Consider the following 13,553-nt stretch of genomic DNA (forward strand, 5'->3'; position numbering starts at 1 on the left):
TTTAAGACCGAGATATCCGGGGCGACCACCGGGTTTGGCGTCCCTCCGGGAACCAAATCCCGGTGTTTCCCCTCATTCATTGGCTTAAGTGAACGGTGTTACCCTGGTGGGCGTTTTTTTAGATTAAGGATGATAATGACGATCAGCGTTTTACAGACGACAAGCACCACCTTTGAGCACTGTCTGGGTATTATCCGCCATGCCTCGGTGGAAATTTTGCTGTTGTTAGGGGTTCACGCCTGCGAAGGGAAAGATCCGCGCTGGTTTCTCGAACAACTGGATCAGGCCCGTTTGAACCTTGGCGGCTGGAATGCCGTGGCAAAACGACTGCATATGAATGACGCGCAACTCAGCCAGTTTACCCTGCGATTGCGCCATCTCCAGCAATGCGTACCGCAATATGAAAGCGGTCAGGCGGTGAGTGAGAATCAACTGATTGCCGCGCTGCGTTTCGTCACCGCGCTGGAGCAGCTACGCCAGTGCCAGCCGCTGCTGACGTATCTCACAGACGTCGACGCCAGCGATGAAAGCCAGCAACGGCGTGCAGAACGCCAGCTTCGCGTGATTGAGCTGGTTTTAAAAGGACTGGTGGCGCAGGTCTGGCCGGACAGCCAGTCACTGAATGCGTATTTAAAACAGCACTTTGGCGCCGATCGCCTCAGGCACTGGATTAAACAGGGCGACGGCCAGGACGCGCTCAGTGGAATGTGTTTTAGTGAGCTGGCGCTGATGGTGGTCGATAAAAAGAGCTTCGCTCGCCACTACGCCGGGGTGTTTAACGATACCTCGGTACTGACGCTGTTTGTTGAACCTCGTGCGACACTGCGGCAATTTCTCGACGACTGTCGACAGGCGCGTAATCGCGTGATTGCCGGAGAACCGCTCACGGCGGCGCAGTTGACGCTGCTCTCCTGCCAGTATCAGCATATTACCCGCCCGGTACAGCGGGCGTTTGAGCGCGGGCGTACGCGGGTGAATCCCGCCTCGTTGTTGATTGTCGATGACGCGCCACTGGAACAGTATTGGGAGCGTGCGCGACATATAAATCACCAGGCGGGTGGCGAGCGGCAAGAGATTGGTGAAACGATAGAACCCCCGCGCAAACGGCCGCAACGTAGCGCAGAAGAGCGGGAACAGCTGATCTCCGGCACCCTGTGGGGCGCTGTCGGCGCCATGGTGCTGGCGATACTGGGGGGCGGGATTTGGTTATTCAGCTCGCAAGCGTCGCCCACTGCGCCGGGCATTGAGATCGTACAGAATGAGCCAAAACGGGAATCGCCTTCGCCGCGGGAGAGTATCACGCAGAAAGGGATCACCTGGGATGCCTTTAACATGCGGGCGGCTATCGACAGGAATGACACCCATGTCACCACCCTGTTTTTACAGGGCGGGATGAACTGGCAGTTAGCCTGGACCGAGCAGGCTTTCTCACTGGGAAATACTGACGTGCTGCAATTGTTGCTACGTTACCCTTCGCAGATGGATGAGCTTAAACCCTGTCGACGGTTTATTAATACCCTGGGGCACGCCATGTCGAACGGCGCGACGCTGACCGCCGAACACGCCTTGTATTTGCAACGTTTTTGCACGGTGCCTGCGGTCGTGGCGCGCCAAAAACATGAGGCTGAGCAGGCGACATTACGCGCCCGCGCTGAACCCAGCGCGGACAACAAGAAATGGCTGAAGATTCAGACCGCCATTTATAAGGAGATTCGCGGCTAGCGGGGGCGTTACGGCTCCCCGTATAACCCAATCAGGCGGCGCACCACGCCGTTAGTCCAGCCAAATCCATCCTGTAAGGGATATTCGCCGCCGCCGCCTTCACGCGGCGTGCCGCCCGCAATATGGTATTTTTCGATAAGCTTATGATGATGCTGGTAAAAATGGTTTACCGTTTGTAGCCAGCTACGGGCAATCTCATCACCAAGGGCGTCGTCGCCATACATCTTGAACCCCTGAACCGCCATCCACTGTAGCGGCGCCCAGCCATTGGGTTTATCCCACTGTTCGCCGGTTTCGTATTCGGTCGCCATAATCCCGCCGGGTGTCAGTAAGCGGCTACGAACTGCGTGGCTCAGGCGATCGGCCTGTTCATGTGTCGCCATGCCAACATACAGCGGCACAATGCTGGCGGCGGAGAACAGGGCCATCTGCTCGCGCCGCCAGTCATAGTCCCGATAGCAGCCATTATCGTCATCCCACAGGTAACGGTTCACGGCGGCCCGACGGTTGCTGGCCTTCTGGCGGAAAAGAGCCTCGGTATCCCGATCGCCCTTCAGCGCAGAAATATTGGCAATGGCGCTCTCCAGTTTGAACAAAAAGGCGTTGAGATCGACGGGAATAAACTGGGTGGTGCGAATACTCGCCAGGCGCGCTGTATCGCGCAGCCAGCGGGATGAGTAATCCCAGCCGGAAGCCGCTCCGGCACGCAGATCGCGATACACCTCATTGGGAGGGCGACCGGAATGTTTGGCGGTTTCCACATCCTCCAGCCACGACTCGTCACGCGGGGTGTCGCGATCGTCCCAGTAACGGTTGAGCAGCGAACCGTCGGGCATCCGGACGACGTGACGATACGCCTGATTGAGCACCAGTGATTCGGCGCCATCCATCCAGAATGCGTACTCCATCTTCAGATGTTCGAGGTAGCGCCGCGCCCCGCGTACGCCATCTTCCTCGAACAGTTCGACCATCAGGGCAAACACCGGCGGCTGGGAACGACTCAGATAGTAGGTACGGTTGCCGTTCGGAATATGGCCGTAGTTCTCAATCAGCCAGGCGAAGTTGTCCGCCATACATTTCAGGAGATCTCCGCGACCGCTTTCCGCCAGCCCCAGCATGGTGAAATAGGAGTCCCAGTAGTAGGTTTCGCTGAATCGCCCGCCCGGGACAATGTAGGACTGCGGTAACGCCAGCAGCGAAGACCACGGAATGTGGTCTTGCGGCTCGCGCGTCAGCACAGGCCAGAGCTGATCGATATGCTCTTTCAGCGAGTTTTCCGGGTTAGAGACATACTCCGTGGAGGACGCGTCCGGCAGCCAGAAGTGGCGTTCAACAAACTGTCGCAGGTTGAAATCCCGGTGTCGTCTGACTTTCCGGTAGCGGATCAGGATATCGAGCGGATCCATTTTCGGCGCGCAGTCCGGGAAGGTTTTGCTGTCGGCAAAGATGCGGGCGGATTGCACATGCTCGAACAGTTCGAGGTAACGATCGGCTGGCGTAAGCGCGTCGGAGGCGGGAAGCCCCTCAATCATCTCGGGTTCAGGTTCTGCCTCGATCATTTCATCCAGCTTTAACTCGTGCGGATCCGTTTCATAAATCAGATCAACCTCGATCGTCATTTCGTCGGATGGGACGTGTTGCAGTTTCTGGTTGAGCATAATGAGAAGGGCCTCCGGATTGCGTCGTAAAGGATACGGGTATTGCCCGGCTGTTTTTTAAGCGTAGACATTCGCTTCGGTGCGTGGGGGGCAAAGTGTGCGGTGGTTCACATTTATGGCTGAGGGGAACGAGTGCGCATCTCTCGTTACTTGATGATTTCTAAGCCGTTATCACCAGAGGGATTTACAACAATAGCGGGAAAAAATTCAGAGCATTCGGTGAAAAGCGATTGATGAAGGATAAAAAAATGCCCCTCCGGGGAGGGGCATTCGACTTACCGCATGGTAACGAATTACCCATACAGGATTTGACTGTAGAAAAACTGGAAAGCCTTGTGGGAGAAGCCTTCTGGGCAAGAAGGGAATTTTCCAGAGTTTCGTGTCCGGCAATTTCCATCCTTCTTGTGCTTGGTTAACTCGATTCATTAGAGACCATAACTCCCTCGTGTACAGATTACTTATGTCGTCTTGCTTTTGACTCAGGTGGCTAATCAAGATAACGGCGTTTATTAAAAAAATTTTGTATCTATTACATACTGAACTGCTGATTTCGGAATACTATCATTTGATTGAGAGGCTTCCTGTTTGTTTAGCTGCTTATTTTTGCTCTTTTTAATAGGCTTTTTTACTTTCTGTCAGTCCATAAACAACTGACTGAGAAGGTTGGGGATTGTAGTAGCAGACAACCTAAGTAACTTATCCGCGCTGTTTTGATTGTTTTTTAGGCGCATGCTTGTTTTCCCGAAGTCAGTGCTTAAAGGGGAGGTGCCGGAGTGAGGGGGGTAGAAACTGAAAAATGTACATATTTACCCGATGAGGAAACTATGACCGAGGAATAACAAGGTCTTGCGAAAATATTAAGCACCACCTTTTTAGTTAACTCTGTCACACATAAAAAAAGGACCATTCGCGGTAGTTAACAATAAATCACCGAAAGAGGTTTCACTAATCCCCACAGTCCTTTCACCCCCAGTAATATCAAAAGATAAGAATTTTTTTCTAGTTCGGGTGGGATATCATCCGCCCCGGTTTTACGAACATCAACAACTTTGACATGGTATTTATTACTCTCACCCTGGAGGCTGGAGTATTTATAAAAAACAGTCCGGTTATAAGTGTAACGTTTTCCATTACTGTAACCAAATCCGTTAATCTCACGCCTTGCCATATTGTTTTTTCCAATAATCAGGCGGTGTGTTATTTGATATGAAAAAAGAGGGTCATCATGATGAACGCTGCCTACCAGGACTCCTTCGCAAGTAAGGTCAGTACCTTTATTTTGTTGTGCAAAAAATACGACGCCACCAAATATGGTTAATATAAATAAGGCAAATGCCTGTGCAATATTACGCTTAATCATTTCACCACCGACTGTAATGATATGTTATACAGGAGTTCGAAGCAGATTCATTATCAAGACATCTCGCCAGCATTACGCTCCCAGAAATTCCATTTTCCGCACCTTTATTAACACTTATATAAAAAGAAGAAGACGGCAAGCAAGATATTTCATGCTCACTAAGAAGTAACCTTGCGACTTTTGTTCGATATTCAATTGCCATGTCGTGGTTAGCAGTGTCCAGTGTATAGACCGGACACTCTTCATAAGTGAAGAGCAGGGCATTTTCCAACTTAGGTATGTCCGATTTACCCATATACAGGTACACAGCCATGATTAGTGTTAAGGCTATCCCTCCAATGAAAAAATAACTCTCTTTATTATTTTTTTTGGTGAAATGCTCCTGTGATTGAGTTTCGACAGTATCTAACAGTTGTATATCTTTTTGAGGGGCCTGTGTGATGTTAAAGTCTGTGGACACCTTGTACCCTTTACGCGGTACCGTGATGATAAACTCTTCACCATCGAAATATACGGAGAAAATTTTCCGGAGGTTGCTAATGTATTGTGTCAATGTGTTCACTGATCCGTCCAGGCCATGTGCCTCCCATACACTTTGCAGGCACTGCTCCTTAGACAGAATCTCACCTTTATTCTCTATGAGAAGACTGAGCAGGCGGTTATTGATCGCCGTCACCTTATGCTCAGGTTCTTCATGCGCTGCGATAAGTGAGATTGTCGCACTTGCACTGTCATACACCACGACATTATTTATGATGTAGATCATGGTTCTCCTACCAAACGACACTAAATCCACGTATACGCAGCCGAAGCTTTGCCTAATATAAGCTGATTCAGTCCGGTGAATTATGTTGTCGACATTTTATAGAATTTACCAAGCCTGCTTACGTTGCAACAGCATAGTATCATTATCCATAGCCGCCTATAAAACCCATGTATTTAAGCATAATAACCTATAATTATCAATATATGAATTATATCGTATCGATTTTTGGGATTTTGCTTATAATTAATTTCGTTGCCGGAGAGGGGGAGGGATTAACTCACTACTTGGGCTTACGAATCAGAATTGTTCGGTATTTTTGGAGGTAAATTAAATGTGACTGTAAGTATACAGAGTGATGATGCTTATCTTGTTATCGGCATAACCTGTTTATTCAAAGGCTATGAAAACAAAAGATATCAGTTCATTGATGTAGATCGAATTTATAATTACCAGAGTATAAAGTTATTTATAAACTCTGCATCATGTAATGACGTCATAGTTATCATTTTGAGAGGGGGTGTTAATTCGCAACCCTTGATGAAGCATGGTGGAATATCTATACATGAGCCAATCGATAACTGGTTTAAAATTCTGAAGTTACAATGTAAGCCTTCGCGTGATGAGTGGTTGCAACTGTTTTCTATCTATATCAATGGAAAACACCTGACTAGACGCCAGGTATATATAAAGCATCTATTTAAATCAACCTTAAACATAAAGGAAGTAGCAGACAACTTATCTCTTTCTGAGAAAACCATCAGGGCATACCTTGAACAGATGTACAAAAAACATAACTTCTCTTGTTTCCGAGATTATATGGACTTCATCAGAAAAAATTGATGTCGCATGTCAGCTTTTTAATTGGGTGAAACTTAACCACAACCTTAAGGATTATACATCATGAAAAAACTAACACTGGCTTTGGCAATTACATCTGCACTTTTTTCTAACGCCTATGCAGACGTTGAAGGTGAAACCAGCACCATCAGTTTCACAGGTAAAATTGTTGAAAGTACTTGTACGCTCGATAATACATCCAAAATAGGTCAGCAAATTGATCTTGGAACGATAGCGTCAAATACATTCAGTGCTGTTAATGATACGAGCTTAGAGCATGGTTTTTCCATCTCACTTGAAGACTGTAACCCCAGTACATATGAAAATGCGAAGATTACTTTTCGTGGAGACACTATTGGCGCCAACACCCAGTTGAGTGTAACTGGTGGTGCTACAAACCTTGGTCTTCAAATTCTTGAAAATGGAATCCCTCTCGCGCTGGACGGTTCATCATCTTCAGCTGAAAAATTATTGCAGGGTGGGACTAATACTTTCGATTTCACAACTCGCTATATTGCTCTGGACAATACAGTTGGGGTTGGTGATGCAAAAGCAAACGCCAATTTCACGGTTGAATATCGGTAGTTAATTAATGCCCCACATCAACATATTATATATGTGGGGCGACATATATGCATTAATGAATAAGGAGAATAAAATGTTTGGTATTAACATGGCAAAACATGCTGCATTAGGTCTTTCTCTTATTGCAATGCTCTTCCCTGTGGCAACCCTTGCTGAAGGTATTGCTTTGGCCGGGACGAGGATTATTTATCCGGCTGAAAATAAGCAGGTTACCCAATCCATTCGTAACACTTCATCTAAAAAAAGTTATTTGGTGCAAACTTGGATTGAATCAAGTGATGGGAAGAAAGCAACTGACTTCCTCGTCACCCCCCCATTGTATGTCAGTAACCCAAAGGATGAGAATGTATTACGAGTAATGTATACGGGTAAGCCTTTACCTAAGGACCGGGAAACACTTTATTACTTCAACGCAAAATCAGTTCCTTCCGTTGATAAAAAAGCGCTGGAAGGTAAAAACGTCTTGCTGCTCGCTGCAGTTACCCGAATCAAGGTTTTCGTGCGGCCCGAAGGTCTGAAAACCTCACCCAGTGAGGCTGCTTCCTCTTTGGTCTTCAGTCGTTCGGGGGAGCGGTTATCGATCCACAACCCTTCGCCATACTACATTACGATGGTGAACATGAAGGTAGGAAATACGCCACTTAAAGATTTGATGATTGCCCCGATGAGTGAGGACACCATTGTTTTGCCAAAAGGTGCCAGCCCCATGATCCACTACAGCACCATCAATGACCATGGTGCGACAACGCCGCAGAAAACGTCCGTCCTTAAATAGCTAACAGTACCAGTTGTTGTGTAGCAACGCTCTGAGAATTAGTGATTACTATGAAGCTTAAAAATAGAAAGATGAACAAAACAAGTTTATGTGTTTGCATCTCTATGATTATTTTTTTATCCCAAAATGGTCATGGCTCCGAACTATATTTCCCTCCGGAGTTGCTTTCTACTGGTGAGCAACAGGTAGCTAGTTTGTCTCATTTTCAGGGGGATGGAAATCAATTACCTGGCGAATATTCAGTTGATGTCTTCCTTAACCAGCAATTCATCTATGCAAAAACACTCGGTTTTGTAATAAGAGAGGATAGCGCCCAGGTTTCAGGAGAAAAATCAATAAAGCATGCCGACAACACGGGACTGATGGCATGTTTGACTCGTAAGGATCTGTTCCAGATGGGGGTCAAGGTCGCTGACTACCCTGCCCTAGCGGCAGCTGACAAAACAACATGTATTGACCTGGAGCAGTCAATACCAGAAGCATTTAGTCGTTTCAGTTTTACACGTATGCGCCTGGACATCAGCATTCCTCAAGCTGCAATTAATGCTAATGCCAGAGGATACATTGAGCCTGAACTTTGGGACGAAGGAATTAATGCAGCGTTAATGAATTATCATTTTTCTGGCAGCAACAGTACGTCCAGTGACAGCAGCAGTGATAATTATTATCTGAACCTGACTTCTGGTTTAAACCTAGGCGCCTGGCGTTTACGCGATTACCGCATCTGGAATTATTACAAGAACAAGTACACTTCCCGCCAGCAATGGCAACGCGTTAAAACGTATGCGGAGCGCAGTATTATTCCTCTGCGCAGCTCACTCAGTGTTGGCGAAAGTAGCACAAGTAGTGAAATATTTGATTCGCTTGGTTTTCGCGGCGTACAAATAATCACTGATGACAACATGTATCCAGATACGCGTCGGGGTTATGCACCAACAATTCGAGGTGTTGCTGAAAGTAATGCGCAGGTAAGCATTCGCCAGAATAGTTACAACGTCTACCAAACGACTGTGCCCCCAGGGGCGTTTGAGATTGATGATCTTTACCCAATGTATTCAAGTGGTGATCTGGAAGTTTCCGTAAAAGAAGCAAACGGAAACACCAGAGTGTTCACTGTTCCCTACTCCTCGGTTCCGATTTTACAACGCGAAGGACGGGTAAAGTACAGTCTTACTGCTGGTAAGTATCAGAACAGTAGCGTGCAGTACGAAAACCCAACGTTCGGTGAAGGCACACTGTTATGGGGACTCCCGCATAACTTTACTGCATACGGTGGTATGCAGTATTCAGAAAAATATCTAGCGACTCAGTTAGGTAGCGGCGTCAATATTGGTTCACTCGGGGCCGTTTCAGTCGATGTCACTCACGCCGACAGCACACTTACTGACGGAAGCCACCATAAGGGACAATCCGTTCGTTTCCTGTACGGACATTCACTGAATAATCTCGGGACGACTTTCCGACTTACCGGCTACAGATACTCGACAAAAGGATTCTACACTTTAGATGAAACCGCACTGAACCGAATGAGCGGTCGATTGTATGAGCAGGACGTTTACGACGATTTTGGAGAACTGATTAAGGACAACTACAGAGATTACTATTCGCTATATAACACTAAGCGCGCCCGGTTAGAGGCAAATATTTCTCAAAGCTTGGGCAGCATCGGCTCTATGTATGTCACCGGAGTTCGACAGACGTTCTGGGGTACCAGTAATACGAGCAACTCCCTCCAGTCAGGTTTCAGCAGCAGTGTGGGGTCTGTTAATTATTCACTTTCCTATGGGTACAGCAAGCAAAGCCGAACAGATGCCCCTTCTTATAATGAGCGCACGGCTAATTTATCAATATCAGTCCCATTAGGAAGAATACTGTCCTCTGACAATAAAGTCAGTCCTATTAATGCAACTTATAACACAACCAGAACCAGCCAGGGTGGCATGACTCATCAGGCGGGTTTAAGCGGGTCCATGCTGGAGAACAACAACCTCAGTTGGAACGTATCCCAGGGGCATGATCAAAACCAGGGGTATAGCGGGAATACAGGATTATCTTACAGAGGTGGCAGCGGTAACATGAGCGCTGGTTATAGCTATGGAAATAATTACAAGAAAGTAAATTACGGTCTTAACGGAAGTGCTCTTTTACACAGTGATGGTCTGACACTAGGCCAGCCAATAAACGATAGTGCAGTTCTCATTGCCGCCCCAGGGGCTTCAGGAACAAACCTCAAATACGAGCGGGGAGTAAAAACTGATAGCCGTGGATACGCGATTAAACCATACGCATCACCCTATCGTGAAAACAGCGTGTCTCTCGATATTAGTAACCTCGACGATAAAACGGAAATTGATAGTGCGGTTACTCGCGTTGTTCCTACAAAAGGAGCGATTGTGAAGGCTGATTTCACCGTACATAAGGGCCAGAAACTTCTTTTAACGCTGACGCATAAAAGTAATCCGATTCCCTTCGGATCAATAGCATCACTGGGCAACTATAGCGGTATTGTTGGTGACTCAGGACAAGTGTATATGACCGGCATGCCGGATAAGGGGCGCGTTTTGATAAAATGGGGTGACCAACCTGAGCAGCAATGTACTGCTGAATATCATCTTAATGAAAAATCAAAATCGTTATATATGGCAAATGTCACAGGGGAATGCGTGTAATGATGACGCAAAATATTCACCACAAACTGCTCATCTTAATTTGCGTTTTTTTCGCTGCTTTGATGAGTTCCGAGGTAAGAAGTGCTCTTTCATCTACAACCGTGACAATTTCCGGGAATGTGGTGCCTCGAACCTGTACTTTTGAAGAAAAAAACCAAAGCGTTTTATTGAAAGATGTAACATCGAATTCGTTCTCAAATCAGGGCATTTCAGGAGTGACTGAATTTATGGTTAATATCACCTCATGTCACGAATCAGTATCGCGATTAAAAATTACAATATCAGGTGCATCAGAACCCGACTCTACAGGCACACTTTTTTTAAATGCTGGAACAGCAAAAAACGTTGGTCTCAGACTCAGCTTTGCTGATGATGACCATATCATTAGCCCTGCGGGCGAAGATAGAGAAATGATTATTACAAACAGCAATGGAAGTTTGAAAATGAAAGCAGCTTATATGGTCACATCCATGCCGGTTGAACCTGGTAGCTTTTATTCGACAGCAGATTTGTTTTTTGAATACATGTAATACTTTAACAAAATATCACTGACATTGAGTAAAAACAGGGCTAAAACATGAAAAAGGTAATTTTAGCAGTAATTTTTATGCTGGGTATGCCTGTTGCACATTCACAGGAAATTTATTGCGGCAGGGCCGTATGGGAATCGAGCAATGGTGTCATAACTAACAGAGCTATACCCGGCTTTACAATGCATAATGTAAATAAAACACTAATAGTCAAATCGAAACCAAAAGGAAAGATTTATTTAGAGTCGATAACATTGACTGACTATCATAGCGGGGCAGTTCATTCATCTACGTTCATAAATCATGTTTCTCAAAGCACGAATGATTATGATTACTGGGAATCTACAACAAGCTTCCCTTTTCAAATTACACAGCAAAATAGCTCGAGCCAATACATTTCTTATCGGAGAATCTCCACTGAAAACGTTGATGACTTATATCTTGAACATCGGAACTTTGAGGATTATAGGATTTTGTTTACCGGGGATGCAAATAATTCAACCTTAAACACAGATGCAGGCGTTGGTCACGATTTTTTAACACGGTATATAACAAAAGCAGAAGTTGAGGATGTTATTGAAATCCCCGACCTTGTTGCAGGCGAGTCTAAGCTTGTTAACTTCGGACGACTCACCACCGGGCAAATAATAATAAATGGTGGTGGTGAGTACCCGTCTTTAGGTAAAAAAATCCCAACTAATAATCCTGGTGTAACAATTGATTTGAATCCAAGTAGAACATCTTTCCAGTCTTATGGTAATGGACTGATTCTTAAAGAACGTGAATTCTTCGCTGGTGATAACAGTAGTGATAAGCCTATTGATATTCAGGCCCAGGTGACTGCAACGAAAGATGCTTTGGGTCCATTTAGCCGTACTTTTAACGTGACAGTAAACTGTAACTAAACGTAGATATCATAAATACAAATCCAGGTTTAATTGTTTGTTAAAGCCGGTCTAGTATTTATAAATGGAGAGAAAATGAAAAAATTCAACATAGAATATTTGCGACTGGAGCCCTTAGTGGAATCAGAAAACTCCCTGATATGGGGCTATGAGATTTTGTCTGGATTAAATGAAAAAGTGTGTCCAGAAACATGGTTTTCATCATTTGACCCTGCTACGCAGGTGCAATGTCTCCACCGACAGATGGAACTCGTTCATCAGCTATCCCTTCTCCGGAAATGCTTCTTTAATTTGACGGTGCAGGGATTTATAGCGCTTACGCATGATGACATTACAAAGATAAGTAAATACAAACGGTTCAGCATTGAAATCTCAGATGTAAGCAATATTGCGTTACTGCCTCAGGATGAAATGGTCACCTTCTTGAAAAACATCAGTAAACTGCGATGTGTAGACATTAACGTCTGGATTGACGATTTGACCAGGTTTAACTCAATTTTCCTGCCTTTATTTATCGGAAGAGTTGATGGTGTTAAAATAGACCGTTCAGAACTAAACGGGCAGGAATTGCTTAAGCTGATATCATTGATTAAAGAACACTTAGGTGAATTGCCAATAATAATAGAAGGCATCGAAACCCCCTCTGACTTGAAGCTAATCAAAAAACATGGAATCAAAAACGCTCAAGGGTTTTTATGGAAAAAACACAACTTAATTACTGGATTGCGTGAGAGATCATAACCAGTAAACCTCAGATTTTGATAAATCTATCACGAATTAGTTCATGACTATTGTTAATGGATTGAAGGATGTTGCATTCTACTTTTCATTGGGTTATATGTGATCTGCATCAAATAGCATCTATTTTATTTTGTTAATAGATGAACTACATTCATCTTTCTTAGAAACTCAATATAGTGTAGCTATGATAGCCCGGAGACCGTCTAAGGGCGGTCCTTTTCCATTTTCCACTGTAATGAAACTTGTCAGTTTTATGAAACGAGAGTGATAATTCCCGATGATATTTCGTCATTCCACCTTGCGCGTACGATTATTATAGCCCGTACTGAGAATTCATGATGAGATAGTCGCTAACATGAATTGTAGTGTGCGGCATTTTTAACGATTAAACTCTTCCCTTACTGTGATTCATATTATAAGGCAACTAAAACGCCAACTGACACTGCATGGTGCGATCGGGTTTGATACAACGAATAAATCGTTACTCCAAAAACACATACGCAGATGATTTCTAGTCACTATTTCCAGGCCCCGTTTCATTGCAAAACGATTAACGCTGAAAGCACATTTGGGTGCAATGGACATGTCCTTATGCTTCATGGCGGCGGTAAAGATCGGTCCGTTTTCTAGAAATACCGAAATCTTCTGGATACCTTAGGCTTTGGAACGACAATATTTGACTTTTTAGGTTATGGTGAGACTGGCCGAGGACTTACCAGAGGACTATAAATTTTTACATACACAACAGGATGAATGGTCATTACCCGTACATGAGACATCGTCTGTATCTCAGGGCTTCATGGAAAGAAAGGGTATAAAAAAATTCGGAGAAACAGATCTGAAAATGGAATTCACTGAAGCGAGTACATCTTCTTTTTCTATCCCAGATCATGCGATGAATCTAAAAATTAGTTCTCTATATAAACAAGTGATTGATGCATTTTTGTTTTCACCTGTTTAATCTTGGTCTCAATATTATGTAGAAAAAAACTTAAAATTAGAATA

11 protein-coding genes are annotated in these 13,553 nt (G+C 45.0%); 8 read left to right on the plus strand and 3 right to left on the minus strand.

From position 1 onward, the window contains the following. Nucleotides 1-135 precede the first annotated feature (135 nt). On the plus strand, nt 136-1,722 hold the full coding sequence (locus ACO7SM_RS00900; protein ID WP_490469347.1) for an STY4199 family HEPN domain-containing protein: 1,587 nt from the start codon (nt 136-138) through the stop codon (nt 1,720-1,722). A gap of 8 nt (nt 1,723-1,730) precedes the next feature. Here ACO7SM_RS00900 and ACO7SM_RS00905 read toward each other — a convergent pair whose 3' ends face one another. The 3 genes from ACO7SM_RS00905 to ACO7SM_RS00915 all read right to left on the minus strand — a co-directional run bounded on the left by ACO7SM_RS00905 (nt 1,731) and on the right by ACO7SM_RS00915 (nt 5,506). Then, entirely contained in the window at nt 1,731-3,380 is a 1,650-nt protein-coding gene (locus tag ACO7SM_RS00905) for an alpha,alpha-trehalase (protein ID WP_490469348.1), read from the minus strand. Nucleotides 3,381-4,296: 916 nt separating this feature from the next. After that, the gene (locus ACO7SM_RS00910) at nt 4,297-4,740 is read right to left on the minus strand and encodes a hypothetical protein (RefSeq protein ID WP_490469349.1); all 444 of its coding nucleotides are present in this window, start codon (nt 4,738-4,740) and stop codon (nt 4,297-4,299) included. A gap of 1 nt (nt 4,741) precedes the next feature. Next, nucleotides 4,742-5,506: a winged helix-turn-helix domain-containing protein gene (locus ACO7SM_RS00915; RefSeq protein ID WP_490469350.1), complete on the minus strand. Its 765-nt coding sequence runs from the start codon at nt 5,504-5,506 to the stop codon at nt 4,742-4,744. 537 nt (nt 5,507-6,043) lie between these two features. On the opposite strand from ACO7SM_RS00915, the gene ACO7SM_RS00920 reads away from it, so the two are divergent. From ACO7SM_RS00920 to ACO7SM_RS00950, 7 genes are all read left to right on the plus strand, one after another. Continuing rightward, nucleotides 6,044-6,346, plus strand: a complete 303-nt coding sequence (locus ACO7SM_RS00920; RefSeq protein ID WP_490470843.1) for a helix-turn-helix transcriptional regulator — start codon at nt 6,044-6,046, stop codon at nt 6,344-6,346. Nucleotides 6,347-6,406: 60 nt separating this feature from the next. Continuing rightward, entirely contained in the window at nt 6,407-6,928 is a 522-nt protein-coding gene (locus ACO7SM_RS00925; RefSeq protein WP_490469351.1) for a fimbrial protein, read from the plus strand. Between the two features lie 73 nt (nt 6,929-7,001). Beyond that, on the plus strand, nt 7,002-7,703 hold the full coding sequence (locus ACO7SM_RS00930) for a fimbria/pilus periplasmic chaperone (RefSeq protein ID WP_490469352.1): 702 nt from the start codon (nt 7,002-7,004) through the stop codon (nt 7,701-7,703). Between the two features lie 50 nt (nt 7,704-7,753). Then, nucleotides 7,754-10,372, plus strand: coding sequence for a fimbria/pilus outer membrane usher protein (locus tag ACO7SM_RS00935; protein ID WP_490469353.1), 2,619 nt, complete (start codon nt 7,754-7,756; stop codon nt 10,370-10,372). Next, nucleotides 10,372-10,902: a fimbrial protein gene (locus ACO7SM_RS00940; protein WP_490469354.1), complete on the plus strand. Its 531-nt coding sequence runs from the start codon at nt 10,372-10,374 to the stop codon at nt 10,900-10,902. Before ACO7SM_RS00935 ends, ACO7SM_RS00940 begins: the two co-directional genes overlap by 1 nt. A gap of 47 nt (nt 10,903-10,949) precedes the next feature. Next, nucleotides 10,950-11,807 (plus strand): hypothetical protein, encoded by an 858-nt coding sequence (locus ACO7SM_RS00945; RefSeq protein WP_490469355.1) that lies wholly within the window; start codon nt 10,950-10,952, stop codon nt 11,805-11,807. 75 nt (nt 11,808-11,882) lie between these two features. After that, a complete protein-coding gene (locus tag ACO7SM_RS00950; protein ID WP_490469356.1) occupies nt 11,883-12,548 on the plus strand; it encodes an EAL domain-containing protein in 666 nt (221 codons plus the stop codon). The last annotated feature ends 1,005 nt before the right edge of the window (nt 12,549-13,553 follow it).

This window comes from Citrobacter sp. LJND-P06, from assembly GCF_058188415.1.

Excerpts from the sequence above, each read along its gene's own strand:
- ACO7SM_RS00925 (WP_490469351.1), top strand. The coding sequence starts at position 6,407 with ATGAAAAAACTAACACTGGCTTTGGCAATTACATCTGCACTTTTTTCT.
- ACO7SM_RS00945 (WP_490469355.1), top strand. The coding sequence starts at position 10,950 with ATGAAAAAGGTAATTTTAGCAGTAATTTTTATGCTGGGTATGCCTGTT.
- ACO7SM_RS00920 (WP_490470843.1), top strand. The coding sequence starts at position 6,044 with ATGAAGCATGGTGGAATATCTATACATGAGCCAATCGATAACTGGTTT.
- ACO7SM_RS00900 (WP_490469347.1), top strand. The coding sequence starts at position 136 with ATGACGATCAGCGTTTTACAGACGACAAGCACCACCTTTGAGCACTGT.
- ACO7SM_RS00915 (WP_490469350.1), bottom strand. The coding sequence starts at position 5,506 with ATGATCTACATCATAAATAATGTCGTGGTGTATGACAGTGCAAGTGCG.
- ACO7SM_RS00930 (WP_490469352.1), top strand. The coding sequence starts at position 7,002 with ATGTTTGGTATTAACATGGCAAAACATGCTGCATTAGGTCTTTCTCTT.
- ACO7SM_RS00950 (WP_490469356.1), top strand. The coding sequence starts at position 11,883 with ATGAAAAAATTCAACATAGAATATTTGCGACTGGAGCCCTTAGTGGAA.
- ACO7SM_RS00935 (WP_490469353.1), top strand. The coding sequence starts at position 7,754 with ATGAAGCTTAAAAATAGAAAGATGAACAAAACAAGTTTATGTGTTTGC.
- ACO7SM_RS00940 (WP_490469354.1), top strand. The coding sequence starts at position 10,372 with ATGATGACGCAAAATATTCACCACAAACTGCTCATCTTAATTTGCGTT.
- ACO7SM_RS00910 (WP_490469349.1), bottom strand. The coding sequence starts at position 4,740 with ATGATTAAGCGTAATATTGCACAGGCATTTGCCTTATTTATATTAACC.
- ACO7SM_RS00905 (WP_490469348.1), bottom strand. The coding sequence starts at position 3,380 with ATGCTCAACCAGAAACTGCAACACGTCCCATCCGACGAAATGACGATC.